Source organism: Frankia alni ACN14a, from assembly GCF_000058485.1.
Classification (GTDB): Bacteria; Actinomycetota; Actinomycetes; order Frankiales; family Frankiaceae; genus Frankia; species Frankia alni.
The window spans coordinates 5,524,846-5,549,506 of sequence record NC_008278.1; the positions used below are offsets into that span (position 1 = coordinate 5,524,846).

The window sequence follows — 24,661 nt, forward strand, 5'->3', positions numbered from 1 at the left end:
GGTCCCGGCGGGATCCTGGCGTTTCGACGGGGTCCGCACGACCGTGAGATACGCACGATCGTGGCCTCAGCCCGCGGACCGTGCGAGCATACGTTTACCGGCGCTTTCCTTTCGCGCCGCCCGCGGACGTGGCATGCGGGCGGGCCCAGGGCACGAAAGGCGGATCACGATGGCGGGCTCCACCGGCACAGCCGTCCTACCCGGTGCCGAACCGTTCGAGTTCGCGGGTGGCCCGGTGGGCGTCCTGCTCGTCCACGGGTTCACCGGCTCGCCGGGCAGCATGCGGCCCTGGGGCGAGTCCCTCGCCGCCGCCGGGCTGACCGTCTCCTGCCCGCTGCTGCCGGGCCACGGCACCCGCTGGCAGGACATGGTTCCCACCACCTGGCCGGACTGGTACGCCACCGTGCAGGGCGCGTTCCTGCGCCTGCGGGCGGACTGTGAGCAGGTGTTCGTCATGGGCCTGTCGATGGGCGGGACGCTGACGCTGCGGCTGGCCGAGGAGCACGGCTCCGACCTCGCCGGCGTGGTCACCGTGAACGCGAGCCTGTCGACCGAGCGGTGGCACGCGGCGCTCGCCCCGCTGCTCGGGCGGTTCATCCCGGCCGTGCGCGGCGTCGCCGGCGACGTGAAGGCCAAGGGCGTGCCCGAGGTCGGTTACGACCGGGTGCCGCTGCTCGCGTTCGCCTCGCTGCGCAAGCTGTGGGGGGTGACCCGCGGCGACCTCGGGCGGATCGAGTGTCCGGTGCTCGCGTACCGCAGCGTCGTCGATCACGTGGTCGAGCCGAGCTCGGGGGCGATCCTGCTGGCCGGGGTGCGCGCGCCGATCGAGGAACGGCTGCTGCCGGACAGCTGGCACGTGGCAACCCTCGACAACGACAAGGAAACGATCTTCAAAGGCAGTCTGGACTTCGTCCAGCAGCATGCGGCGCGCGCGCTCGTGCCCGACACCCCCCGCGACGATGGCTGAGCATCCGCCGTCGCCGGGCCAGGGCGATCCCCGGCCGTCCGCGGCGAGCGCGGCGGAGCCCGACCGTCCGGTGACGGACCGCGGGGCGCCAGGGGCCGGCGTGGCACCCGCCGGGTGCGGCGCGGCACTGCCGGCCGAGACCGGCCCGTCCGATGCCGCGGGAACCCCTGCGGGTGGCGAGGCGTCGGGCGTGGCCGGCACGTGCGCGGGCGGCAGCCCGTCCGGACCCCCCGGCACCGCTGCGGCGTCCTCCACGGACCCCGGCCCGGCCGGGCCGGGGTCCTCGGCCGTCCCGCCGTCGACGGCACCGACTCCTTCGCCGGCCTCGACGCACCCGCCAGCCCCGCCGTCCTCCACCGGGCGGCCGGACGCCGCCGCCGGCGCCCCGGGGAAGCCGGAGGCGGACGAGGTCGTCGCCGGCGGAGGCGGGCAGGCCGGCCCAGCCGACGGACAGTCGCCCGGGTCTCGGCCCGAGGAGCCCGCCGCGCGGCCCGCGCCCCGTTCCCAGGAGGCCGACGACGCGGCCTTCCTCGATCTCATCGCGCACTTCGACGACGAGCCCGACACCCGGCGGTGGCCGGCGGCGGAGGACCTCGGCGACACCCGCCGCCCCACCGTGATCATCCTCCGTCCGCCGTTCGAGCCCGGCGTTCCGCCCGCGCCGGACGACCGCACCGATCCCGGCCTGGACGAGGCACCGCCGCCCCCGGGGCTGAACCCGCCCGGCATCGGCGGCGGGCGCGGCGCCGACCCGGCCGACTTCGTCGTGATCGACCTGGGCGGATCGACCGACGCCCCGGCGGACCCGGAAGACGACCACTACGTGCCGCCACCGGCGCCGCCCCTGCCTCGGATCCGGCCGGTGACCCGCTGGGCGCTGGGCTCGATCGCCCTCGGGGTGGTCTTCCTCGTCGTGCCGACCCTGATCGGCTTCAACCAGTCGCGCGCGCAGGATGTCACCGGCGTGCTGCTGATCCTCGGTGGGGTCGGCACCCTCGTCGCCCGCATGGGTGACCGACCACCCACCGATGTCGACGGCCCCGACGACGGCGCGGTGATCTGACCGCGACGGACCGGGGCAACCAGCCGCCGCGATGAACCTGCGGCGGCGAACCGGTGGTGCGGCCGGCGTCGGTGCGTGGCCGCGTGGTCGGGGCGCGCGCCCTGTGGACGTTCTCGCGCCCCGGCCGGATCCCGGGAACGGTCACCCCGGGCACACCGGAGGGAAGGCAGGGTCGGTGCATGGCATCGGGCCTGAGGACGACGTCGGCGTGGCAGCCGTCGTACTGGCACCGAAGGGAAGGCGTTGGGCGTGCGTTACCACGAGAAGGTCGAGGTGCACGGGCACCTCATGGACACCGGTGTACTGGCCAGGGTGCTCGACGACGTGCTGGACTACGGCGGCGACTACCGGGTGGATCACATCGACCTGGGGCGCAGCCACGACGACGAGTCCCACGCGGTCATCACCGTCGGCGCCGAGACGCCGCGGCGGCTCATGCGCATCCTCATGCGGATCCAGGTCCACGGGGTGAACAAGGTCGAGGCGGGCACGGCGCGCTGCGAGGCCGCGGACCGCGACGGTGCCTTCCCGCCGGACTTCTACTCGACCACGAACCTGGAGACCGTCGTCCATCTCGACGGCCAGTGGGTCCCGGTGGAGCACCCCGAGATGGACTGCGGCCTGGTCGTCTCCGGCGGGCGCGTCCGCACCGTCCCGGTGACGGACGTCCGCGCCGGCGACATGATCGTCTGCGGGGTGGACGGGGTGAAGGTCGTCCTGCCGGTCACCGACCACTCCAGCCGGATCTACGCCGAGTACGAGGCGCTCGGCGCACCGCTTCCGAGCTCGACCCAGCCGCAGGCGGTCCTGGTGAAGGCGATCGCCCGCCAGGTCCGCGAGGTCAAGGCCGAGGGCGCCCAGGTGCTGTGGGTCGCCGGGCAGACGGTCGTCAGCACCGGCGCCGCACCCGCGCTCGTCGCCCTGGTCGAGGCCGGCTACGTCGACGTGCTGTTCACCGGGAACGCGCTGGCGACCCTGGACGTGGAGGCGGCGCTCTACGGCTCCCCGCTCGGCCTCGGGCCGCTGCGCAGCGGCCGGGTGCAGCGTGGCAGCGAGCAGCACATCCGCGCGATCAACACGATCCGCCGCGAGGGCTCGATCCAGGCCGCGGTGGAGTCCGGCGTCCTCTCCCAGGGGATCATGCACGCGATGGTGAAGGCGAACAAGACCTTCGTGCTCGTCGGTTCCGTGCGCGACGACGGCCCGCTGCCCGACGTCCACACCGACGTGGTCGAGGGGCAGCGGGCGATGCGCGCGGCGCTGCGCGGAGTCGGCTACGCACTGATGATCGCCAGCGCCCAACACTCCGTGGCCACCGGCAACATCCTGCCGGCGTCGATTCCGGTCGCCTGCGTCGACGTGAACCCGACGACGGTGCACGCCCTCACGGAACGCACCAGCGCGCACGCCGTCGGGGTCGTCGCCGACACGGGCCTGTTCCTGGAGGAGCTCGCCGTCGAGCTGGTGCCGGACTTCCGCCCACCCCGACCGGGGCCGGGCGGCCCGGGCGCCTGAACCGGGGCCGCTCAGATCCCGGGCCGCTCAGATCCGGGCGAGGTCGGCGGCGCCGACGAGACCGGCCTGGGAACCGAGCTCGGCGATGACCACCTCGGCCGGGGGCCGATGCGCGCGGCCGGGCACCGTCTGGGCGAACCGCTCCCGGGCCGGGCCGAGCAGCAGGTCGCCGGAGTCCGACACCCCGCCGCCGATGACGAAACGGTCCGGGTCCAGCACGGCGGTCAGAGTCGCCATGCCCTCGCCGAGCCAGTGGCCGATCTCGGTCAGGCAGCGGATCGCCGCCGCGTCCCCCTTGCGGGCCGCCTCGGTGACATCCGGGCCGGTCAGCCGCTCGGCGTCACCCCCGCACGCCTCCAACATCGACGCGGCTGCGGACGGATCCGTCGCCGCGATCTGGCGCGCGGCGCGGACCAGCGCCCGACCGCTGGCGTACTGCTCCCAGCAGCCGCGGTTGCCGCACCCGCACAGGTGGCCGTCGGGCACCATCCGCATGTGGCCGGTCTCCGCGCCGATGCCGAACGCGCCGCGGTAGAGCTCGCCACCGAGGACGATGCCGCTGCCGATACCCGTGCCCACCGTGAGACAGACCAGGTCACGGCGCCCCCGCCCGGCACCGAACCGGTACTCGGCCCAGGCCATCGCGTTGGCGTCGTTCTCGACGACGACGGGCAGCCCGACGCGGCCGCTCACCTCGTCGCGCAGCGGCTCGTCGCGCCAGGCGAGGTTGGGAGCGAACAGGACCCGCGAGCGGTCCGCGTCGATCCAGCTGGCCGCGCCGATGCCGACCGCCTTCACCTCGTAGTCGGCGCTGAGCTCCGCCACCACGGCGGCGATGGTGTCCGCGACCTCGGACGCCGAATGACCGGGAGTCGGGCGCCGGACCGACGCGAGGACGGTGCCGGCGCCGTCGACGACGCCGGCGGCGACCTTCGTCCCCCCGACGTCCACGCCGATCGTGAGGCCCGCGGTGCACCGGTCGTCGTCGGCCGACCTGTCCGCGACGGCGGGCGGGAGGGGGCTGAGCGGGGCGTCCGAGCCCGCGGGACGGGCTGAGGAGCTGTCCGGCGCGCCGGGACGATCCGCGTTACCGGAACCATCCGGGCTGCCGGGACGATCCGAGCTGCCGGAAACAATGGTGCTCACGTGACATCGATCCTCTGGACGCGTGGTCTGGGCGCTGGGGCGGGACGGGTGCCCGCGGCGGCCCCCGGCCGCGGGTCCTGGTGTGCTGTGCGCCCCGCGCCCGAGGACGCGGGGGCGGCGGCGCTGGTCTCGTCGCGGGCGTCGCGGGAGGGGGTTCCCCCAGGGCGGGCGTCACCGGTGCGCGTGGTGCCGGGTCGGGCCGTGTCAGGGCGCGCCGTGTCAGGGCGCGCGGTGTCACGGCGCGCGGTGTCAGGGCGGCCGGTGCCAGGGTGCGCGGTGCCGGAGTGGGCGCCGCCGGAGTAGGCGTCGAGGGCCGCGCGGAAGGCCGCCGTCAGTGATTCCGCGGCGGTCACCAGGTGGCGGACCACCTCGGGTCGATCCCCCGCGAACATCGCCAGCAGCCGGCACAGCGGGCACGACGTGCAGGGCCGCCCCTGTCCTGCGCAGCCCGCGCCGCCAGCCGCCCCCGCAGCGCCGGCGGGCACACCGGCGTCGGTCCGCGCGCCCGTGCCGGCACCGACATCACCGGCACCGACATCACCGGCACCAACGCCGCCGGCCCCGGTACGGCCGGCCCCGACACCGCCGACGCCGAACCCGCCGGCCGCGGTCCCGACACCACCGGCGACGTCGGCGACGGTTTCCCACAGGCGGCCACCCGACTCGGTGCCGGCCAGGCCCCGCAGAGCATCGACGAGAAGGGCCGCCTCGACTGCGAGCGGCCCGGGCGGTGGCGGCCGGTCCGGGCCGCCACGCGGGGTGGGATCGCTGCTCGGGGTGGGATCGTCGAGGGGCGGGTCGACCGGGACGGACGTCATGCCCGCACCCACTGATCCGGATCGGGTACGAACGAGACCACCAGCCGATCGTCACGCAGCCGGGCGGCACTGACGTCGCAGCGGCGCAGCGCCGCGGGCAGTGGGACCGCCCGGCGAAACGCGCCGACGGTGATGATCAGATCGTCGCCCAGCCGGGCCAGGTCGATCTGGGAGCCGTCGACGAACGGCAACCCGAACGACAGCGCGTACCCGTCGTCGGTGCGCTCGACCCGCGGCTGTTCGCCGGCCCCGGTCGGCGAGGCGCCGAGGACCCCCGCCGGGTCGAGCTCGCCGTACGTCGCCGCGCCGAAGGCCGCAAGCTCCTCCAGGCCGACCGGTTCGCCGGCCCGATAGCTCACCGGGAGGATCGGGGTCGGCGCGAACGCCCCGGTGATCTCGGCGAGTGCCTCGCGGTGGGCGGCGGCCCAGCCGGCCCGCCAGGCGTCCGCCCCGGCCGGCGAGAAGATCCGGTTGACGACCACGCCGTCGAGGGTGAAGCCATGCAGCGACAGCGCGGTCAGGCTGCTGCGCGCCGTGGCCAGCGCCCCACTCTCCGGAGTGAGCACCAGCCGGATGCTGGTGGCCGCGTGATCGGTCAGGATCGCCCGCAGATCCACGGCGGCGCGGTGCACCCGGGAGACCGTGTCGTAGGCGGGCGCGGCGAGGTTGCCCCACCGGCCGCCGAACGCGCCCGCCCAGCCGAAACCGGGCCGCAGCCAGCGGGCGAAGGCGCCGTCGGGCGGCAGCAGCCGCCGGCAGTACCACGACAGCGTCTCCGGGAAGGCGAGCAGCCGCAGCAGGCCGGCGACCGGGCCACCGTCGACGATGACGACGTCGTGGTCGGCACTGGCCAGCCCGTCACGCAGTTCGAGCAGGGTCAGCGTCTCGATGGCACCGGGCAGGAAGGCCAGCTCCTCGAGCTCGACCGGATCGACGTCGAAGGACGGCCAGGTGTCGGCCAACACCTCGCGCACGGCCGGCCAGCGCGTGCCGACGGCGCGGCGCAGGTCGACCTGCTGACCGGTCAGCCCGGGTTCGAGGTCGGTCGGGTCGGCACCGACGGGGTGGTCAAGCGCGCCGGAGAGCCCGGCCGCCGGATCGACGGACAGGACCAGGGTGCGATGACCCCGTTGCGCGGCAAGGATCGCGGTCGCCGCCGCCACCGTCGTGGTGCCGGCGCCGCCCTTCCCGGTGAAGAGCACACACCGCACGTGCGCTCAGCTCTCGACGTGCTTCTTGAGGTCCTTGAGAGCGGCATCCACGATGCCGCTCTGTACCTTGCGCCGGAGCAGTCCCGGAATCTTGATCTTGGTTTCGGCGGTGAGGTCATAGGTGACCTCGGTGGTGCCGTCGCCGAGGTCACGCAGGGTGTAGCTGCCGTCCTGCGACGACATCGCCTGGCCCTCGACCATGGACCAGGTGACCTGGAGGTCGTCGGACCAGACGTACTCGTTGACGAACTCGTCCTTGACGACGATGGCGTTGATCCGGAAACGGGCGCGCCGTGGCCGGCCGTCCGGGCCGACGTCGAGCACCTCGGCCTCCTCGATCTGGCCGACCCAGGTCGGGTACGCGGGGATGTCGGCGATCGCCCCCATCACCGCGGCGGGCCTGGCATTGATGACGATGGTCGATCGGGCGTGGTCCGCCATGGAGAGCAGCACCTCCACATTCGTCAAGCACGTCTGAAGGAGCACGGCGTCGCCGGCCCACCGGCAACCCGGATCTCTCCGGGATCCCGGATCATTCCCCGACCGATCGCCTGAGGCTACCGGAACCCCGGCCACATCTCGCCCAGCGGCTGGCTACCACTCGAGGACGAACGGGGTACCTCGTGCGTTGAAATGACCGACGTTCACGCAACGCGTTCCGTCGATCTCCAGACTGGCGGTGAGGGGCTGATGAACGTGCCCGAAGAGCACGTAGCGCGGCCGGGTGGCGTGAATCGCCTCGAGGATCGCGACGCTGCCCCGCTCGAAGCGCCGGGCCTGGACGTCATAGACCAGCTCCGGCAGATGCGGGGGAATGTGGCAGCACAGAACGTCCACCTCGCCGACGGCGGCCACCTTCGCGGCGTAGACGTCGTCGTCGATCTCGTACGGCGTGTGCATCGGGGTCCGCAGCCCGCCGCCGACGAAGCCGAACCGCCAGCCGCCGATCGTTGTGGTCTGCCCGTCCAACAGGGTGATGCCGTCGCGCAGGTAGTCGGGGTAGAGGTGGGGCAGGTCGACATTGCCGAACGTCAGGAAGGTCGGGGTGGGGAAGGCGGCGAACAGCCGCTCGTACTGCCGGCGGATAGCGGCCTCGACGATCTCGGTCCGGTCACCGTCGAGACGTGCCCACAGCGAGCGCGACCACTCCCGCGCCTCGTCGAAGCGCTGCGCGGTGCGCAGCTCCACCATCCGGCCGACGGCCTCGGCGCCGAACAGATCACCCATGATCCCCCGGCTGTGGTCGCGGTAGTCGACGAACAGGATGAGGTCGCCGAGGCAGATGAAGACGTCGGCGCCCTCGGCGGCGGCGGGCAGCGCGTCCGCCCGTCCGTGCACGTCGCTCACCACGTGGACCCGCATACCGGGAAGCTTAGGCGGCGGCGAGGGACATTCGGCCCGGTCCGGACAGGTCGGTCGGCCGCCACCGTAGTGCCGTACGACACCCGCACCTCGGGTGGGGCGCTTCACCGTCGCGAGCAGCCACCATCCGTACGCGGACAGGTCGCGCCCCGTCCATCGCCGTCCGCACGGTCGCCAGCACCCCGCCCGCCCGCTAACGTCTGGTGCCCTGAACGGTCTTGCGCCGTTCGGCGGCCTCGTCATCCGGCGGGCGCCCGCGGGCATCCGGTAGGACACACGAGAGCACCTGGTAGGAGTAGCAGTGCGGGAGTACACCTCTGCGCCCCTGGTCACCATCGAGGACGATGCGACGCTGACGGACGCCGTGTTCCGGCACGCGGCCGCTCATCCGGACAAAATTCTCATCCGCCACAAGGTGGCCGAAGAGTTCGTCGGGATGACGACCCGCGAGTTCCACGATCACGTGGTGGCCACCGCCCGGGGACTCCTCGCGCGCGGAGTGGAGACCGGCGGTCGGGTGGGGATCCTCAGCCACACGCGCTTCGAGTGGACCGTGGTCGACTACGCCGCCTGGACCGCCGGCGCCGTCTGCGTGCCCATCTACGAGACGTCCAGCCCGAGCCAGATCGCATGGATCCTCCGGGATGCGGGGATCGAACTGCTCGTCGTCGAGAACGCCGAGCTCGCCGCGCGGGTCGAGCAGGTCCGCGGCGAGGCGCCGGCCCTGCGCGACGTGCTCGTCCTCGACGACGGCGCGCTGGGCACCCTCGCGGCCGACGGCGCCGGCGTCGACGACGACCGGCTGGCCGCGGCGCGCGCGCCCCTCGGTGCCGACAGTCTCGCGACGATCATCTACACCTCCGGTACCACGGCGCAGCCGAAGGGCTGCGAGATCACCCACCGGGCGCTGCTGTTCACGGCCGAGGCGTCCATCGCCATGCTGCCGGAGGTGTTCGCGCCGGGCTGCTCCTCGCTGCTGTTCCTGCCGCTGGCCCACGTGTTCGCCCGCATGCTGCAGGTGGGCCTGGTGCAGGGAGCCTTCGAGCTCGCCTACACCCCGGACTCGGGCACCCTGCTGCCGGACCTGGCCAAGGTGCGGCCGACCTTCCTGCTCGCCGTTCCCCGGGTCTTCGAGAAGGTGCACGCCGGCGCGCGGCTCAAGGCGCACGGCGAGGGCAAGGGCCGCATCTTCGACGCGGCCGAGAACACGGCCGTGGCCTACAGCGAGGCCCTCGACCGCGGCGGTCCCGGGCTGCTGCTGCGGCTGCGGCACCGGCTGTTCGCCGCGCTGGTGTACGGCAAGCTGCACGCCGCACTCGGTGGGCGGGCCCGGTTCGCGATCAGCGGTGGGGCGCCGCTGGGCCCGCGGCTCGGCCATTTCTTCCGCGGCATCGGCTTCACCGTGGTGGAGGGTTACGGCCTGACGGAAACCTCGGCGCCGGCGGCGGCGAACCGGCCGCACTCGGTGCGGATGGGCACCGTCGGGCAGCCCCTTCCGGGGGTGACGATCCGGATCGCCGACGACGGCGAGATCCTCGTTCGGGGCGACCTGCTGTTCCGCGCCTACCACCACAACGAGACCGCGACGAAGGAGGCGCTCGACGCCGAGGGCTTCCTGCACACCGGCGACCTCGGCTCACTCGACGACGACGGCTACCTGCGGATCACCGGCCGGAAGAAGGAACTGCTGGTCACCGCCGGTGGGAAAAACGTTGCGCCGGCCCCGCTGGAGCACGTGATCCAGTCCAACCCGCTGGTCAGCCAGGCGATGCTCGTCGGTGACCAGCGCCCGTTCATCGCCGCGCTGGTCACCATCGACCCGGAGGCCTTCGAGCCCTGGCGCGACGGCGCCGGCAAGCCGGCCGGGACGACCGTCGCGGACCTCGTCGACGACGCCGACCTGCGCGCCGAGGTGCAGCAGGCGATCGACGCGGCCAACGCGACGGTGTCGAAGGCCGAGGGCATCAAGAAGTTCGTGATCCTGCCGCAGGACTTCACCGTCGAGAGCGGCGAGCTGACCCCGAGTCTGAAGGTCCGCCGCGCGCTGGTGATGGACCGCTTCGGCAGCGCCGTCGACGGCCTCTACGCCGACGCGCGCCGTTCCTGAGGCTCCTGGTCCCGGACAGGCCGCGCCGACCGTGGTCGGGGCCACGTCCAGGTCGGGACCGGGATTCAGGTCAAGGTCAGGTCAAGGTCAGGCCGGGTCGGGCTGGCCGGCGAGCAGCGAGCGCAGCTCGGCGGCGAGCACGTCCCAGCGCCAGCGCTGCTCGACCCACGCCCGCCCGGCGGCGCCCATCGAGGCGGCCCGATCCGGGTCGGCGAGCAGGTCCCCCACGGCTCGTTCCACCGCGCCGAGGTCGGTCCCGTCGACGACGAGACCGGTGCGCTGGTCGAGCACCGCGTCAGGGGCGCCACCGCTGTTCCCGGCCACGACCGGCAGGCCGGTGGCCGACGCCTCCAGGTAGACGATCCCGAGCCCCTCCACCTCCAGCCCGCCGAGCCGTGACCGGCACGGCATCGCGAACACGTCGCCGGCCGCGTAGTGCGCGGGCAGCTCCTCCCACGGCACCGAACCGGTGAACGTGACGTGCTCGTCCACCCCGCTGTCCCGGGCGAGCCGTTCGAGCTCCGCGCGGTGCGGGCCGCCGCCGACGACGAGCAGCGCCGCCTCCGGCACCCGACGCCGCAGCGCCGGCAGGGCGCGCACGAGCATGTCCTGCCCCTTGCGGGCGACCAGCCGGCTCACGCACACCACCACCCGCCGCCCGGACAGCCCGTACCGGCGGCGGGTCTCCTCCCGCCCGGTGCCCGGGCCGAACAGCGTCGCGTCGACGCCGCTGGGCAGGCGGGCGAGCGCCGGATGAACGCCGAGCGCAGGACCGATCCTGGTCCGGGTGTAGTCGGTGAGATAGGTGACGACGTCCACGCTCGCGCCGATGCGGCGCAGCGCCTGGCGTGCGGCCGGCAGCGCCGCCCAGCCAACCTCGTGCCCGTGGGTGCTTGCCACGACGCGGCGCACCGCCGTTCCCCCGCGCAGCCGCGAGCCCAGCAATGCGAGCGGGGCGGCCGCCCCGAACCACACCGTGTCGCAGCCCTCCGCCCGGGCGATCTGGCGGGCCCGCCGCAGCACGTCGGGGGTCGGCAGCATGAGCGAGGTCCGGTGGCGCACGACCGGGAAGCCCTGCGCGGCGTCGAAGGCCGCCGCGCCCTCCCACGCCGGGGCGTAGACGACGACCTCGCCGGCCGGCAGCCGGGCCGCGAAGTTGTGCACGTAGGCCTGGATGCCGCCCGGACGCGGCGGGAAGTCGTTGGTGACGGCCAGAACGCGCATCCGCCCATGCTCTCCCACGCCGGCCGGCGGTCACCGCCCGGCCGGCGCCCCGAGCCTTCCCGCACACCCTGTGCTTCCACCACGCCCGCAGCCACCACGCGCGACCCCACCACCCGAGGAGTTCCGCCACGCGGAGACGGCCTGCGTCGCGCAGGGTCGTCGACCTGCGCCTCGACATGGCGGGCCGCTCAGCCGGCGCGACGCGGCGGGCGAGCCGCCGGGCGCGCGGCATCGCCGGGCACGCGCTCGAGTACCGAGCCGGCCAGCGCCTCCAGCGGCGGCAGCAGGCCCGCGGCGGCCAGCACGGCAAGCGCGCGACGCTCCTGCGCGTCCCACACCAGCCCCCCGTCCGCGAACATGACGGTGACGACGCAATCGGCGCACCGGGCGCCGCGGCCGACACAGGAGTCGCAGTCGATCAGCATCGCACTCACCTTCCCGAGGTCCGGCCGGTGACGGCTGGCGACACAATCCGCGCACCGATGTCCCGACGTGATCGACGGTAGGACCCGGGTCCGACAATTTTCGGCGGCCACCGCCGGTGAAGGGTCGTGATCCGCGGGACGAGCGGGGGCGGGGAGACGACACCGCCGCCACTCAGAGACGAGTAGCCATGACCCTGGGCGGTGCGGACACGCTCGTCTAGCGGTCGAGCCGCGCCAACAGGGCCGCCGACGGCACCGCCCGGGCACCGGCCGCGGCGCTGTTCTCCGCCACCTCCCGGTCGGAGGTGACGACGAAGACCGGTCGACCCTGGGGCTCCATCCGGACCAGCCGGACGATCTCCTCGTCGGCGAGCTGGCCGGGCCGGCTGAACAGGACCCGAACACCCCGGGGCATCGTGACGCCGACCGGGCGGGCGACGACCGCGGTCGCGTCGAAGACGACCGTGACCTCGCTGTCCGGGTTGCGCCCGGCAAGCGCGCCGAGCCCGGACAGCAGACGTTCCCGCTGCGCCTGCAGGGTGAGCCGGCCGTAGCCGCGTTTGGTCACGTTGTACCCGTCGATGATCAGATGCACGCCGGGCACGGCGAGCACCTCGTCGATGAGGGTGGGATCGTCGTCGGGCCGCCCGCGGGCCCCGACGAACGCCTGCGGCGCGCTGCTCGGCCCGTCGCCGCCGCGGGCCAGCAGGTCCGCCGGCCGGGCGACCATCGTCGGCAGGTCGAGCTCGCGGCGCACACCGTGGGCCGAGGCGATGAGCGTGTCGAGCAGGACGCGCATGCGGGCGTCGTCCACGCTGCGGGAGTCGCGGGAGTCCCGGCGCGCGGCGGCCAGGGCGCTCTCCAGCTCGGCGACCCGGCCACGTAGCCGACGCACCTCCACCTCGGCGTCACGACCGGCGGCGAGCGCCGCGTCCCGCACCGACTCGGCCGCGACCACCGACTCCCTGGCGGCCTCCTCGGCGCGGCGGATCCGATCCGAGGACGCCCGCAGTCGCCGCCGGGTCTCCTCCGCCTCGGCGCGTGCCGCCGCGAGGCGTTCACGCACCTGCCCCAGCTCGTCGGCGGCGCTGCGCTGGTGCGCGGCGAGCTGCTCGGTGAGCCGGCGGATCGTCCGTTCGGCCTCGTCCGCCCGGCCGCGGACCTCCGCCTCCGCGGCCGAGGCCGAGGCCAGCTCGACCAGCTCGGGCCAGTGCGGGACCCGCAGCAGGTAGGCCACCGCCGCGACCTTCTCCGGCGGGGCGGCCGGCGGGGGCCCATCGGCGGAATCGGCAGCCTCGGCCAGCTCCGGCTGATGCCGGCGGATCCATTCGGCGACGCGGCCGCGGAACACGTCGTTGTCGACGGCGGCGGCCAGCGGGATCGCGCCCACCTTCGCCCGCCGGGACGCCTTGAACCGGCGCACCGCGGCGAGCGACGGCGGCACGTCGGACTCGGGCAGATCGGCGAGAGTCTGCGCGGCGAGCTCGATGACGTACTCCCGCACGGACGCGGGCAGCGGACCCGTCACAGCATGCTCCCCGCCGGGCCGGTCGCCACGGACACGGCCCGGACGGCCCGCGCCGAGGACACGACCGACGCAGCACCCACCATCCCGGCGGCAGGCCGGTGGGAGAGGCCGCCTGGCGCGGTTGGAGCACCGACCGGGACGGCCCGCGGTCCGGACCCGGGCAACGCGGGTTGAGGTCCCGTGCGGAAATGTCCGTCAGCGTCCGGACGACGCGGGAAAGCCGACGGGCCGCGTCTCCGACGGCTCCTCCGACCGGCCAGACAGCAAGGCACGTAGGGACTCCGGAGCCGACGGGAAGAACGATGAAGGTACAGCGTATCGAGAGAGCTCAGAGGGCTCACGCGGACCACCGGTGTGGGATCTAGGACCGGTGAGCCGCGCCGGGGCAGGCATTGTCTCACGGGAAAGCCTGCTTATGTAGCCTCGCGTGGTGCGTTCCCCAGCGTGCGATTTATTCCAAACGCGGCCCGGCTGCGCCGGAGAGGATCATCGTGACCGACCAGAACCCCCCTCACCAGCCCCCCGGCGGTGACGGGAGCCAGGAGACGTGGAAGCAGCCGAGCAACCCCTGGCACCAGTCCGCGCAGACGCCGGGCAGCGGCGCGACGCCCGGCCCGTCCGGGTCCACTCCTGCGCCGGCCCCGTCGTGGGGCGCCGCCCCGGACCGGTCCGACGAGCAGACCCGGCTCGCCTGGTCCGCCGACACCCCTGCCCCCTCGGGTGGGACCTCCCCGAGCGGGCCGCAGGTCCCTGGGCCCGCCACCGCCGGGCAGCCGTGGGCGGCGGGACCGCGCCCCGGCGGTGAGCAGTCCTGGCCGCCGCCGCAGCAGCAGCCCGGCGCCGGCTCCACCGGCTGGGGGCAGCCGGGCGCGGGACAGCCCGGCGCCGAGCAACCGGGCTGGGGGCAAGCCGGTGGGGGGCAGCAGGCGTCCGACCAGCAGAGCTGGGGGCAACCCGGTGGGGGGCAGCCAGGCACGGAGCAGCAGGGCTGGGGACAGCCGAGCGGCTGGCCCCAGGCCGGCTACCCGCCCGGTGGCACCGGGGCCTACCAGGGCGGCCCGGCGTACCAGGGGCCGGCAGGCTACCCGGGCGCGCAGGGCTCCTACCAGCAGAATCCACCCGGTGGCTGGCAGCCGGGCGCCGCCTGGCAGCAGGGCGGCGGCTGGCAGCAGGGTGCCCCGCCCCCGCCGCCGCCGCGGCGGCGCAACCCGCTGTTCGTGATCGTGCCGCTCGCCGTCGTCGCCGCGATCGTCGTCGGGGTGGTGATCGCGCTCGCGGTGGGGGGCGACGACTCGAACGACCTCTCCGCGCCGGTACCGCTGCCCTCGTTGAGCGCACCCGCGCTTGCGGTACCGACGTCACCCGCGCCCAGTGCCACCGCGACCGGCCCGATCGGCGTCTCGAACTGTGTCGCGGTCACCCCACAGGGTGCGCCGGGGGCCGGCGCGGCCGCCATCGGCGGCTCGGGGACCGTCGTCGGCGAGGCGAACTCGTCCGTCAGCGACTTCGAGGCACGGGTGACCCTCAACAGCGTCTGCTCGACGACCGGCAAGGTGACCGAGTACGGCGACCCGCCGACCCAGGGTGCCTACTACATCGTCAACGTGACGGTCGAGGTGAGCCGCGGGGACACGTCCGCCTCCCCGTCGGACTTCTACATCCAGACCCCGGACGGGACGCGCTACGACGGCAGCTACGAGAACGTGGAGCCGCGGCTGTCCGCGTCGACGGTGAAGGCCGGCCAGAAGGTGCGCGGCAACGTCGTCATCGACGCGCCGCCCGGGCACGGCGTGCTGCACTGGGAGCCGCTGTTCGCGGTCAGCCCGGCCATGTTCCAGCTCTGAGCCCGTCGGGTCCTACCGGAGCCCCCCCACCCGGCCCGCCGCGGGCACGCCGGGTGGGGTGGACCATCGCCGGATCCATCCCACCCGGCCGCACGTCAGCCGACGGCGGCGCGGATCCGCTCCGCCACGGCGTCGAGCTCGGCCGAGTCCGGGTCGTGGTCGGCGAGCGTGAAGTCGATCTGCGACTCGTTCTCGATGGGCAGCAGGTGCACGTGCACGTGTGGCACCTCCAGCCCGGCGACGAGCGCCGCCACCCGCCGGGGCCGGAACGCGGCGTCGATGGCCCGGCCGACCGTCGCGGCGGCGGTCCACAGCGCCGTCTGGACGTCGTCGGGCAGGTCGATCCAGTGGTCGATCTCGGCGCGCGGGACCACCAGCGTGTGGCCCGGCCGGATCGGGGCGATCGTCAGAAACGCGACCGTGTACTCATCGGAGTACACGATGCGCCCGGGAAGCTCGCCGTTGATGATCCGGGTGAAGACGCTCGGCATGGCTCACGACCCTATCGACCCGGTCATCCGCCCGCCGGCCGGTCATCGGTGGACCGGTCATCCATCGCGGGACCGGTCATCCACCGGTGGACCGGTCATCAGACGAAGGGCCGGGCGAAGCCGGTCGGACCGGCCGTCATCACCCGGAACTCGTTGCCCTCCGGATCGGACAGGATGTAGCCGCGCTCCCCGTCGTCGTCGTAGCGGCCGACCCGGCGGGCGCCGAGGGTCGACAACCAGCCGATGACCCGCTCGGCGTCCACCGCGTAGAGGTCGAGATGCAGCCGACTGGGACCGCCGCCGCGGCGGGCGCCCGGCCGCAGCAACAGCTTCGGCCCCGCCCCGGCGGGATGACGCAGCAGAGCCGCGTCGTCGTCGCGCCGGTCCACCTCGTACCCCAGCGCGGCGGACCAGAAGCGCACCATCACGTCCACGTTCGCGCAGTCCACTGCGACCCGCCCCACCCGAATGCCGTTCGTTTCAAACCACGCCACCTGCGCATGATTTCGCATTCCAGGCGGGTTGGCCTGCCGAGTGGCCGCCACGTGTCTCCGGCGTGGCGCCACAAGGGGCGCGGGACAGCCCCGACGGGACCACAACGACACCCGCGGGGGGACCCGTCACGTCCCCTGTGGACGCCTCCCGCGCCCCGAGCCTGAACCGACCCGTGCCAGAACTGTCGGCGGTGGGGCTTACCGTGACGCCGTGCGCCCGGACCCCGCTCCCGCCGACCGCTCCCCCGTCGACCGCCCCGCCATCGACCGCCCCGCGGCCGACCGCCCACCCGTCGACCGCCCGCCCGTCGACCGCGGTGGCGTGCCCGCGCATCGGCAGGCCAGCCTCGACGAGCTCGGCCGGCCGCTGTCCGATCTGACGTTCGTCGTGGTCGACCTGGAGACGACGGGGACCTCGGCGGCGACCAGCGAGATCACCGAGATCGGCGCGGTGCGGGTGCGTGGCGGCGAGGTGCTCGCGGAGATGTCCACCCTGGTCCGCCCGAGCGCAGGTATCCCGCCGATGGTCTCGGTGATCACCGGGATCACCGACGCGATGGTGGCGACGGCCCCCGCGGAGGCCGAGGTGGTGCCGACGTTCCTGGAGTTCGCCCGCGGTGCCGTGCTGGTCGCCCACAACGCGCCGTTCGATCTCGGCTTCCTGCGGGCCGCGGCGCAGCGCTGCGGCTATCCGCCACCCGCCTGGGAGCATCTCGACACCCTCCGCATCGCGCGGCGGCTGGTCAGCCGGGACGAGGCTCCCGACTGCCGGCTGGCCTCGCTGGCCCGGCTGTTCCGCAGCTCGACCGAGCCCTGCCACCGGGCGCTGGCAGACGCCCGCGCCACGGTGGACGTGCTGCACGGGTTGTTCGAGCGCCTCGGCAACGCCGGCGTGCGCACGCTGGAGGAGCTGCACGAGTACAGCGCCCGGGTCTCCCCGGCTCAGCGGCGCAAGCGGTACCTCGCCGACGGGCTGCCCACCGGCCCGGGCGTCTACATCTTCCGGGACGCCGATGGACGGGCCCTCTACGTCGGCACCTCTCGGTCGGTCCGGTCCCGGGTGCGCACGTACTTCACGGCGAGTGAGCCCCGCACCCGGATGGCGGAGATGGTGGCACTGGCCGAGCGGGTGGACGCCATCGGCTGCGCGCACGCCCTGGAGGCCGAGGTGCGGGAGCTGCGGCTGATCGCGGAGCACAAGCCGCCGTACAACCGACGCTCCCGCTTCCCGGAACGCACCGTGTACCTCAAGCTCACCGACGAGCCGTTCCCCCGGCTTTCCCGGGTGCGCGCCGCGCGGGACGAGGCGACCTACCTCGGTCCGTTCGCCAGCACCCGGGGCGCCGACGACGCGGCCGACGCGCTGCTCGCCGCCGTGCCGCTGCGCCAGTGCACCGGCCGGCTCTCGCCACGCGCCCGCCGCCCCGCCTGCGCCCTGGCCGACCTGGGCCGGTGCGGGGCACCCTGCGACGGCCGGGAGGACGTCGCCGCCTACGCCCGCCACGTCGCCGCCGCCCGGGCGGCCATCACGGGCGATCCGGGGCCGGTCATCGCGGCGTCGACGCGGCGTATCGACCGCCTGGCCGGCGAGCGGCGCTACGAGGAGGCGGCCGTCCACCGCGACCGGATGGTGTCGTTCGTCCGCGCCGCGGCCCGCGGTCAGCGGCTGGCCGCGCTGACCCGCATCCCGCAGCTCGTCGCGGCGGCGCCGACCGCGCAGGCCGGCTGGGACCTGGCGGTGGTCCGGCACGGCCGGTTGGTGTCAGCGGCGAACGTGGCTCCCGGCATCGACCCGCGGCCCTGGGTCGACGCCGCGGTCGCCAGCGCCGAGACGGTGCGACCACAGCCGGGGCCCGCGCCGTGCGCCTCCGTCGAGGAGACCGAGCGGATCGCCCGCTGGCTGGCCGGCTCCGGGGTGCGGCTCGTGCGCCTCGACGGCGAGTGGAGCTGGCCGGCGGCGGGTGCCAGCCGCGACGCGCTGCGCTACGCCGAGCTCCACCGTTCCCCCGACAGCCCGGAGCAGGCGCCTGGCCGGCGCGCCGAGGGCGAGCGTCCCCGCCGCTGACCACACCCGGCGAGCTCGGCAGTCGCGGCAAAGGCCGCGGGGCCGGCCCGCCGCGACGGCGGACCGGCCCCGCGGCCGGTGTCAGCTCAGCGCTGACGGAGTCGGTGCCGGCGTCAGTGCCTGCCGCCGCCGACCGGTGCGCTCGGACCGCCCGGACCGGTCTCCTTCTCCTCGACGAAGAAGCCACCCACGGCCTTGCCGGCGCGGCGGGCGAGGCCCTTGCCGTGACCGTCCCCGTCCCCGTGGCCGTTCGCCGACGGCAGCGCGAACCGGTCGTTCGTGACCAGCGGGTGATCGGGTACCGGGGTCGGCTTCGGCCGGTGATCCTCCACGAACTCCCCGCTGGGGAGCTGGCGGATGATGCCGGTCTCGATGCCGTGGTGCTCGACCTCGGCGTCCTTCGCCTGGAGGGCAAGGCAGATCTTCTTCGTGATCGCGTACGCGATCGGCGGGACGATGATCAGACCGATGCGGCCGGCCCACGTCATCGCGTTCAGCGAGATGCTGAACGTCTTCGCGATGACGTCGTTACCACCCGAGATCCACAGGACCAGGTAGAAGCTGATCGACATCGCGCCGAGCGCTGTCCTGGTCGGCGCCTCCCGGGGTCGCTGGAGCAGGTTGTACGACTTGGTGTCGCCGGTGAACCTGGCTTCCAGGAACGGGTAGAGCGCCAGCAGCGTGAACAGGATGCCGGGCAGGACCGCCGTCGGCCAGAACACGGCCGGGACCGTATGGCCGAGGCCGCGGAACTCCCACGGTGGCATCAGTCGGGTCGAGCCGTCGAGGAAGCCGATGTACCAGTCGGGCTGGGACGCCGAGGAGACCTTCGACGGGTCGTACGGACCGAACATCCAGATCGGGTTGATCTGCGCGAGGCCACCGAGCAGGGCGAGCATCGCGAAGACCATCATGAAGAACCCGCCGGACTTCACCGCGAACACCGGGAAGACCCGGTGGCCGACGACGTTGTGCTCGGTCTTGCCCGGGCCGGGGAAGTCGGTGTGCTTCTGGTGCCACAGGATGCCCATGTGCGCGCCGATGAGGGCGAGCAGCACCCCGGGCACCAGCAGAATATGGATCACGTAGAGCCGGGGCAGGAAGTTGTCACCCGGGAACTCGCCGTTGAACACCAGGAACGACGCCCACGTCCCGATGATCGGGATGGACTGGGCGATCGAGGCGGCGATCCGCAGACCGGTGCCGGAGAGCAGGTCGTCCGGCAGCGAGTAGCCGGCGAAGCCCTCGAGGATGGCGAGGATCAGCAGGCCGACCCCGATCAGCCAGTTGACCTCGCGCGGCTTGCGGTAGGCGCCGGTGAAGAACACCCGGAACAGGTGGACGACGATCGACGCGACGAAGACCAGCGCGGCCCAGTGGTGGATCTGGCGGAACACCAGTCCGGCCCGGGTGTCGAAGCTGATGTCGAGCGTCGAGGCGTACGCCCGGCTCATCTCCACGCCCTTGAGCGGGACGTAGGAGCCGTTGTAGATGACCTCGGTGTTCGACGGGTCGAAGAACAGCGTGAGGTAGATGCCCGTGAGCAGCAGGACGATGAAGCTGTAGAGCGCGATCTCCCCGATCATGAACGACCAGTGGTCGGGGAAGACCTTGTTCAGGTTGCGCCGCAGCCCGGCCTGGGTGCCGAACCGCTCGTCGATGGCGCGGTTGGCCTTGCGGGCCGGGGTCGGCCGCTTGACGAACTCCGGTGGGGATGCGGTTGTCATGAGCGCTCCCAGAAGGCGGCACCGACCGGCTCGTCGTAGTCACCGTTGCGGGCGTACAGGAATCCGTCGTCGTCCACGGCGATGGCCAGCTGCGGCAGCGACCGGCTGGCCGGACCGAAGATCGCCCGGCAGCCGTCCAGCACGTCGAAGACCGACTGGTGGCAGGGGCAGAGCAGGTGGTGGGTCTGCTGCTCGTAGAGGCTCACCGGGCAGCCGGCGTGCGAGCAGATCTTGGAGTAGGCGACGTGGCCGTCGACGGACCAGTTCTCCCGCCCCTTGCGCGGCCGGTCCACCCCCGGTGGCAGCCGGATGAGCAGCGTGGTGCTGTCCGCCTTGGTGTGCACGTCGGTCTTCGGCTTGTAGGTCGTCGTGCCGTCCGACTCGGTCACCGGGATGGCCGGGAAGACCGTCTCGATGCCGCCGATGGAGATGTCGCCGAGCTTGACCAGGCGGCCGTCCTCGGTGACCAGGCGCGCGCCCTTCACCCAGGAGGTGTGGTCGAGCTTCTTGCCCGGCTTGGAGTTGGTCAGGTTGAGCAGCGGCACGACGATCAGGCCACCGAGCACGGTGCCGGCGCCCAGCAGGGTGCGTCGCAGCAGCGGGAAGCGGGCGAGACCGGTGTCGGCGAAGCCGGCGGTGATCTCCGCCTCGGTGACCGCGATCTCCTCCTTGGCGGAGGTGAACTCGTGGCGCTCCTGGACGGCCTGCTCGTGCGGCATCAGCCGCTTGGCCCACAGGATCATGCCGATGCCGAGCCCGCCGACGGCCAGGCCGAGCGCCGAACCGAGGCACGGCGTGTAGTACGCCTGGTGCTTGTCACCGACGAAGTTCGTGATGACGAACCCGACGGTGCCGACCACCGAGATCAGGAACCAGCAGGCGATCAGCCGCTCCGCCCGCCGTTCGGCGCGGCGGTCGACGTCCTCGGCGCGCGGCGGGCGGACGGTGACCCCGCCACCGCCGCCGGCGTGCGTGCCGTAGGACGGCTGCGCCACCCCGGCGTCGCCGGTCCGCATCACCGTGGTCTCGGGATCGCGGGTGGAGTCCGTCTGGTGCGGCGGGGTGCCCAGGGCCTCCGGGCCGTCGGAGGTGCCGGCCGGGATGTCCGGTCCACCGGCCGAGATCCCCGACCCCCCGGCGGCGGCACCCGACGTGTCGACCGGGTGCTTGGCCCGCTTGAAGATGCTGCTCATCGAGTCCTGGTCCGACTTGTCTGCCGGCTCACCCTGGTAGCCCGCGTAGTGCACGCGTTCCTGGGCGGAGTCGCCCGGCTGGTCCCCTCCGCCCGAGCCCGCCGGTCCCGGCGTCCCCGGGCCCGTCTGGTCACTCATACCTTCTGCCTCGCTCCGATCCACAGGCACACGACGAGCAGGCCACCAATGCCTACCAGCATGGCCAGCAACCCTTCGGGCACCGGACCGTACTTACCGAGGCTGAAACCACCGGGGCTCTTGGTGTCGGTCAGGTGCTTGATGTAGGCCGCCACGGCGGCGGCGTCCTCGTCGTTGAGCTGACGGTCCCCGAAGACCGGCATGGACTCCGGCCCCGTGCGCATGGCCTCGACGATCTGCTTCGGAGTGGACTCGCTCAGCGAGGGCGCAAACTTACCGTAGGTCAGCGGAGCACCCTGGGCGACGGCCTGGTGGCACTGCGCGCAGTTGGCGCGGTAGAGCTCGCCGCCGTGAGCCAGGTCTGCGTCGCTGAGCTCCTTGTCGGTGACCTTGGGCACCTCCGGGCCACCGCCGAGGCTCGCGACGTACGCGGAGAGCTGGTCGATCTGCGTCGCCGAGTAGATCGGCGGCTTGCGGTCGGCCTGCGCGGCCGGGGCGGCCAGCGGCATGCGGCCGGTCGAGACCTGGAAGTCCACCGCGGCGGCGCCGACACCGACGAGGCTGGGACCGGTGTTCGAGCCCTGGGCGCCGAGGCCGTGGCAGGTCGAGCAGCCCTGCAGGTACAGGGCGCGACCCTGCCGGACGGCCTCGTTGGCGTCCGCCGTCTGCGCGGCGTTGCCACTGGGAGCCAGCATCGTCCACAGCACCCCGGTGGCCATCAGGCCGAGCACGAGGACGAGGGCGGAGGATCTCCGGCGCCGGCGCGCGGACGGACCACGCTTGCGCGCGGACGTGTCGCGCTTGCGCGCGGACCGCTTCGTGGCGGCGACCGGCGCCGCGACCTCGCTCGGCGCGGAGTCCGACGAGGCTTCCGGCGGCGTGTCCGACGGTGTGCCCGAGGTTTCAGTCATGTCGCTCACTGGAGGAGGTAGATGGTCGCGAACAGGGCGATCCAGACGACGTCGACGAAGTGCCAGTAGTACGACACGACGATCGCCGATGTCGCCTTCTCCGGCGTGAAGCGCCCGAACGTCGATCGGCCCAGCACCATGACGAAGGCGACGAGACCACCGATGACGTGCAGCCCGTGGAACCCGGTGGTCAGGTAGTACACCGAGCCGTAGGCGTGCGACGCCATCGTGAACTTGTTTTCGCCGAAGTACTCGTTCGCCTGGCCGCCAACGAAGACGAGGCCCATGATCAACGATGCCAGGTACCAGCGCCGCAGTCCGTGGACGTCACCGCGCTCGGCGGCGAACACCCCGAGCTGGCAGGTGACGCTGGACAGCACCAGGATCACGGTGAAGAACAGCGCGTACCCGACGTGCAGCTCCACGGGGCCGTGTTCGGAACCGGCGGGATCACCCGTCACGGGCGGCCAGTTGCCGCTGTTGACCGAACGGATCGTGAAGTACATCGCGAACAGGGACGCGAAGAACATCAGCTCCGACGACAGCCACACGACCGTGCCGACCGAGACCATCGAGGGACGGTTGGCCGTCGGGTGTGGTGGAGGAGCCTTCTCGAGGACGGGGGCTGAGGCCACGACGGTCATTCTGGCACGCGACGCTCCAGGCGCCACCGTAGGTTCGACGTTCGGTAGGACTACGACGCGTCGATGACCGGCCCGAGGCCCCGTGCGGACCACCCCACCCACCGCACAAATCGCTGCGCCGCAGCGGAAACCGCAGGTCCTCGGGCCGCTGCGGCGGGGGTCGAAAAAACCATGACGACCGGTGCCCTTCCGGCGGATGTTGCGTGCCTCACCCGTCGGACGTCCACCTCAGGAGCCGGGTCGCCCGGCCCGGTGGAGCCGGGCCGGACGGCACGGCCCACGTGGCCCTCCGCGCGTCGCGCGACCGCCATAGCCGATCGAAACGGCAGGTCAGAGCGCCTACCGGGCGCCGCGAGCACCCAGTCGACCGCCGAGCCGAGAGGGTGACCGACTGGAGCGGAGCCGGGCCGGTGGCCGGAAGGAGTTCGAGGTTCTCGATGCGATGGCCCTGGCGGTCCGGGCGCACCCCGCCGCCGATCCTGGTCGACGACGGCTCACTCGCCGTCCTCGCCTCCTCGTTCGATCCGGCCGCCGGGGAGGGGCCGGCCCTGGCCGCCCTGGCCTCTGCCGGCCACCCAGCCGACGCCCCCGTGCTACTCCGCCACCTGTTCGCCCTGCCCGACCCCTCCGACGCGCCCGGCCAGCCCGACACGCCCGCCCAGCCCGACACGCCCGGACCGCCCGAAGGCGCCGGAGCGTCGAGTTCCGGAGCAGGCGAGGCGGCGCTGAGGACCGCGGTCGAACGGGACGGCTACGAGGTCCACCGGCTGGGCGAGCGGCTCGCCGTGACCCGCCAGGTGGTCCCGACGATCCTGGCCGTGGCCCAGGAGCGGGCCCGGATGACGGGCCTGGAGACCCGCCTGCCCGTCGTCTACCTCGGCTGGCAGGCGCTGGCCCCGCCGCCCGCCCGGACGTCGAACCCACCGTGAGAGCGCGCACCCGCGTGAGATCAGGTGGTGGCACGCGGGAGGCGCCGCGGCGGGTAGCTGTCCTGTGGCCGAACTGCCGGCGGACCGGTCTTCAGCATCCGTTCTTCAGCATCCGTGGGTGATCGGCGGGATACGGGACCTGCCGAACAGGTGAGCCGAGCCGGCCGCACGCCCGGGCGGAAGGCGTGCGGCCTGGCGGAGGCCACGAGGTCAGGCGGACATGGCGGCGAGTGCCCGCAGGCCCTCCGCCGGCAGGGCGATCCCGGCTTCGGAACCCGGATCGACCGCCAGCAGCAGGTCGTCCGACGGCCAGATCCGACCGAGGGTCGCGATCTGCACCGTGCGGTAGCGGGCGACGTCGGGCAGGGCCTCGGTCAGGCGCTGCTCGGAGGTGAACGTCGGGACGAACTGAGTGCCGTCCTGACGCTCCGCAACGGGAAGTTGCAGAACCTCGCTCTCCTCGGAGAGGTCGGTGATCTCGTCGCCGAGGTCGGGGAGCAGGACGTCCGCGAGGGCGAGGTCACCGAGCGCGGAACGCTCGTCCTCCCCGTCGGCCAGACGGTGCAGCGCGTCGAGCGCCGCCGCGCCCTGCTCGGACGCCCGGCCACCGGCCGTCGGCCCCCGCCCGGTACCCCCGGCCGGCCCGGGGGCGCCGCCGTTCGCGCCGGCGAAGTCCGGGTCGCGGCCGGGGACTGCGCGGGACGGGTCCGAAGCGCCGCGGGACAGGTCGGGAGCTGGTGAGCCGGCGGACGCGAGGTCGGGACGTAGCTGGTCATCGGTCACGGGTGACTCCCTTGACGTGGATGAACGTGCTGACGTGAGTGCCGTAAGTGCCGTAAGCCCTTCGCGTACCCGGTCG

At 73.5% G+C, this 24,661-nt stretch carries 22 protein-coding genes; 8 read left to right on the top strand and 14 right to left on the bottom strand.

Annotated features, from left to right (window positions below; translation table 11 throughout):
* Positions 1-169: 169 nt before the first annotated feature.
* From FRAAL_RS22190 to FRAAL_RS22200, 3 genes are all read left to right on the top strand, one after another.
* Positions 170-967, top strand: a complete 798-nt coding sequence (locus FRAAL_RS22190) for an alpha/beta hydrolase (RefSeq protein ID WP_011606197.1) — start codon at positions 170-172, stop codon at positions 965-967.
* The gene (locus tag FRAAL_RS22195) at positions 960-2,030 is read left to right on the top strand and encodes a hypothetical protein (protein WP_162137486.1); all 1,071 of its coding nucleotides are present in this window, start codon (positions 960-962) and stop codon (positions 2,028-2,030) included. The genes FRAAL_RS22190 and FRAAL_RS22195 overlap by 8 nt, the downstream gene beginning before the upstream one ends.
* A gap of 249 nt (positions 2,031-2,279) precedes the next feature.
* Positions 2,280-3,545: an ornithine cyclodeaminase family domain gene (locus FRAAL_RS22200; protein ID WP_041939632.1), complete on the top strand. Its 1,266-nt coding sequence runs from the start codon at positions 2,280-2,282 to the stop codon at positions 3,543-3,545.
* Between the two features lie 27 nt (positions 3,546-3,572).
* Here FRAAL_RS22200 and FRAAL_RS22205 read toward each other — a convergent pair whose 3' ends face one another.
* Complete coding sequence (locus FRAAL_RS22205; protein ID WP_157892182.1) at positions 3,573-4,691, bottom strand: ROK family glucokinase; 1,119 nt, start codon at positions 4,689-4,691, stop codon at positions 3,573-3,575.
* A gap of 356 nt (positions 4,692-5,047) precedes the next feature.
* On the opposite strand from FRAAL_RS22205, the gene FRAAL_RS22215 reads away from it, so the two are divergent.
* Positions 5,048-5,524, top strand: coding sequence for a hypothetical protein (locus tag FRAAL_RS22215; protein WP_011606202.1), 477 nt, complete (start codon positions 5,048-5,050; stop codon positions 5,522-5,524).
* Here FRAAL_RS22215 and FRAAL_RS22220 read toward each other — a convergent pair.
* The 3 genes from FRAAL_RS22220 to FRAAL_RS22230 all read right to left on the bottom strand — a co-directional run bounded on the left by FRAAL_RS22220 (position 5,506) and on the right by FRAAL_RS22230 (position 8,082).
* Complete coding sequence (locus tag FRAAL_RS22220) at positions 5,506-6,720, bottom strand: ArsA family ATPase (RefSeq protein WP_011606203.1); 1,215 nt, start codon at positions 6,718-6,720, stop codon at positions 5,506-5,508. The genes FRAAL_RS22215 and FRAAL_RS22220 overlap by 19 nt on opposite strands.
* A 6-nt stretch (positions 6,721-6,726) precedes the next feature.
* Complete coding sequence (locus FRAAL_RS22225) at positions 6,727-7,161, bottom strand: SRPBCC family protein (protein ID WP_011606204.1); 435 nt, start codon at positions 7,159-7,161, stop codon at positions 6,727-6,729.
* Between the two features lie 153 nt (positions 7,162-7,314).
* Positions 7,315-8,082, bottom strand: coding sequence for a metallophosphoesterase family protein (locus FRAAL_RS22230; RefSeq protein WP_011606205.1), 768 nt, complete (start codon positions 8,080-8,082; stop codon positions 7,315-7,317).
* A 301-nt stretch (positions 8,083-8,383) separates the two neighbouring features.
* On the opposite strand from FRAAL_RS22230, the gene FRAAL_RS22235 reads away from it, so the two are divergent.
* Positions 8,384-10,189, top strand: coding sequence for an AMP-dependent synthetase/ligase (locus FRAAL_RS22235; RefSeq protein WP_011606206.1), 1,806 nt, complete (start codon positions 8,384-8,386; stop codon positions 10,187-10,189).
* An 87-nt stretch (positions 10,190-10,276) separates the two neighbouring features.
* Here FRAAL_RS22235 and FRAAL_RS22240 read toward each other — a convergent pair whose 3' ends face one another.
* From FRAAL_RS22240 to FRAAL_RS22250, 3 genes are all read right to left on the bottom strand, one after another.
* Positions 10,277-11,413 (bottom strand): glycosyltransferase family 4 protein, encoded by a 1,137-nt coding sequence (locus FRAAL_RS22240; protein ID WP_041939634.1) that lies wholly within the window; start codon positions 11,411-11,413, stop codon positions 10,277-10,279.
* 188 nt (positions 11,414-11,601) lie between these two features.
* On the bottom strand, positions 11,602-11,838 hold the full coding sequence (locus tag FRAAL_RS22245) for a hypothetical protein (RefSeq protein ID WP_011606208.1): 237 nt from the start codon (positions 11,836-11,838) through the stop codon (positions 11,602-11,604).
* Positions 11,839-12,055: 217 nt separating this feature from the next.
* Complete coding sequence (locus FRAAL_RS22250) at positions 12,056-13,366, bottom strand: NYN domain-containing protein (RefSeq protein WP_011606209.1); 1,311 nt, start codon at positions 13,364-13,366, stop codon at positions 12,056-12,058.
* A 491-nt stretch (positions 13,367-13,857) separates the two neighbouring features.
* On the opposite strand from FRAAL_RS22250, the gene FRAAL_RS22255 reads away from it, so the two are divergent.
* Complete coding sequence (locus FRAAL_RS22255) at positions 13,858-15,210, top strand: DUF4352 domain-containing protein (RefSeq protein WP_041939635.1); 1,353 nt, start codon at positions 13,858-13,860, stop codon at positions 15,208-15,210.
* Between the two features lie 95 nt (positions 15,211-15,305).
* Here FRAAL_RS22255 and FRAAL_RS22260 read toward each other — a convergent pair whose 3' ends face one another.
* The gene (locus FRAAL_RS22260; RefSeq protein ID WP_041939636.1) at positions 15,306-15,701 is read right to left on the bottom strand and encodes an HIT family protein; all 396 of its coding nucleotides are present in this window, start codon (positions 15,699-15,701) and stop codon (positions 15,306-15,308) included.
* Positions 15,702-15,799: 98 nt separating this feature from the next.
* A complete protein-coding gene (locus FRAAL_RS22265) occupies positions 15,800-16,213 on the bottom strand; it encodes a VOC family protein (protein WP_041939637.1) in 414 nt (137 codons plus the stop codon).
* Positions 16,214-16,517: 304 nt separating this feature from the next.
* Here FRAAL_RS22265 and FRAAL_RS22270 point away from each other — a divergent pair, with 304 nt between their 5' ends.
* On the top strand, positions 16,518-18,260 hold the full coding sequence (locus tag FRAAL_RS22270) for a DEDD exonuclease domain-containing protein (protein ID WP_011606216.1): 1,743 nt from the start codon (positions 16,518-16,520) through the stop codon (positions 18,258-18,260).
* A gap of 113 nt (positions 18,261-18,373) precedes the next feature.
* On the opposite strand, the gene qcrB is transcribed toward FRAAL_RS22270, so the two are convergent.
* From qcrB to ctaE, 4 genes are read right to left on the bottom strand one after another with little or no spacing between them, the layout of a single operon-like run.
* Complete coding sequence (qcrB, locus tag FRAAL_RS22275; protein WP_011606217.1) at positions 18,374-19,987, bottom strand: cytochrome bc1 complex cytochrome b subunit; 1,614 nt, start codon at positions 19,985-19,987, stop codon at positions 18,374-18,376.
* Positions 19,984-21,318: a cytochrome bc1 complex Rieske iron-sulfur subunit gene (gene qcrA, locus FRAAL_RS22280; RefSeq protein WP_041939638.1), complete on the bottom strand. Its 1,335-nt coding sequence runs from the start codon at positions 21,316-21,318 to the stop codon at positions 19,984-19,986. The genes qcrB and qcrA overlap by 4 nt, the downstream gene beginning before the upstream one ends.
* Positions 21,315-22,229 (bottom strand): cytochrome bc1 complex diheme cytochrome c subunit, encoded by a 915-nt coding sequence (gene qcrC, locus FRAAL_RS22285; protein WP_041940874.1) that lies wholly within the window; start codon positions 22,227-22,229, stop codon positions 21,315-21,317. Before qcrC ends, qcrA begins: the two co-directional genes overlap by 4 nt.
* Before the next feature lie 5 nt (positions 22,230-22,234).
* Entirely contained in the window at positions 22,235-22,873 is a 639-nt protein-coding gene (gene ctaE, locus FRAAL_RS22290; RefSeq protein ID WP_041939639.1) for an aa3-type cytochrome oxidase subunit III, read from the bottom strand.
* 437 nt (positions 22,874-23,310) lie between these two features.
* Between ctaE and FRAAL_RS22295 the strand changes: the two genes are divergently transcribed.
* Positions 23,311-23,802: a hypothetical protein gene (locus tag FRAAL_RS22295; protein WP_011606221.1), complete on the top strand. Its 492-nt coding sequence runs from the start codon at positions 23,311-23,313 to the stop codon at positions 23,800-23,802.
* Positions 23,803-24,012: 210 nt separating this feature from the next.
* Here FRAAL_RS22295 and FRAAL_RS32010 read toward each other — a convergent pair whose 3' ends face one another.
* Positions 24,013-24,585 carry an SseB family protein gene (locus FRAAL_RS32010; protein ID WP_011606222.1) on the bottom strand — a complete coding sequence of 191 codons (573 nt, stop codon included), beginning with the start codon at positions 24,583-24,585 and terminating at the stop codon, positions 24,013-24,015.
* Positions 24,586-24,661: the final 76 nt, after the last annotated feature.

Bases quoted from the DNA above. Each gene is read 5' to 3' on its own strand.
- FRAAL_RS22190 (WP_011606197.1), top strand. From the start codon at position 170: ATGGCGGGCTCCACCGGCACAGCCGTCCTACCCGGTGCCGAACCGTTC.
- FRAAL_RS22195 (WP_162137486.1), top strand. From the start codon at position 960: ATGGCTGAGCATCCGCCGTCGCCGGGCCAGGGCGATCCCCGGCCGTCC.
- FRAAL_RS22225 (WP_011606204.1), bottom strand. From the start codon at position 7,161: ATGGCGGACCACGCCCGATCGACCATCGTCATCAATGCCAGGCCCGCC.
- FRAAL_RS22230 (WP_011606205.1), bottom strand. From the start codon at position 8,082: ATGCGGGTCCACGTGGTGAGCGACGTGCACGGACGGGCGGACGCGCTG.
- FRAAL_RS22240 (WP_041939634.1), bottom strand. From the start codon at position 11,413: ATGCGCGTTCTGGCCGTCACCAACGACTTCCCGCCGCGTCCGGGCGGC.
- FRAAL_RS22245 (WP_011606208.1), bottom strand. From the start codon at position 11,838: ATGCTGATCGACTGCGACTCCTGTGTCGGCCGCGGCGCCCGGTGCGCC.
- FRAAL_RS22260 (WP_041939636.1), bottom strand. From the start codon at position 15,701: ATGCCGAGCGTCTTCACCCGGATCATCAACGGCGAGCTTCCCGGGCGC.
- FRAAL_RS22265 (WP_041939637.1), bottom strand. From the start codon at position 16,213: ATGCGAAATCATGCGCAGGTGGCGTGGTTTGAAACGAACGGCATTCGG.
- qcrB (WP_011606217.1), bottom strand. From the start codon at position 19,987: ATGACAACCGCATCCCCACCGGAGTTCGTCAAGCGGCCGACCCCGGCC.
- qcrA (WP_041939638.1), bottom strand. From the start codon at position 21,318: ATGAGTGACCAGACGGGCCCGGGGACGCCGGGACCGGCGGGCTCGGGC.
- qcrC (WP_041940874.1), bottom strand. From the start codon at position 22,229: ATGACTGAAACCTCGGGCACACCGTCGGACACGCCGCCGGAAGCCTCG.
- ctaE (WP_041939639.1), bottom strand. From the start codon at position 22,873: ATGACCGTCGTGGCCTCAGCCCCCGTCCTCGAGAAGGCTCCTCCACCA.
- FRAAL_RS22295 (WP_011606221.1), top strand. From the start codon at position 23,311: ATGCGATGGCCCTGGCGGTCCGGGCGCACCCCGCCGCCGATCCTGGTC.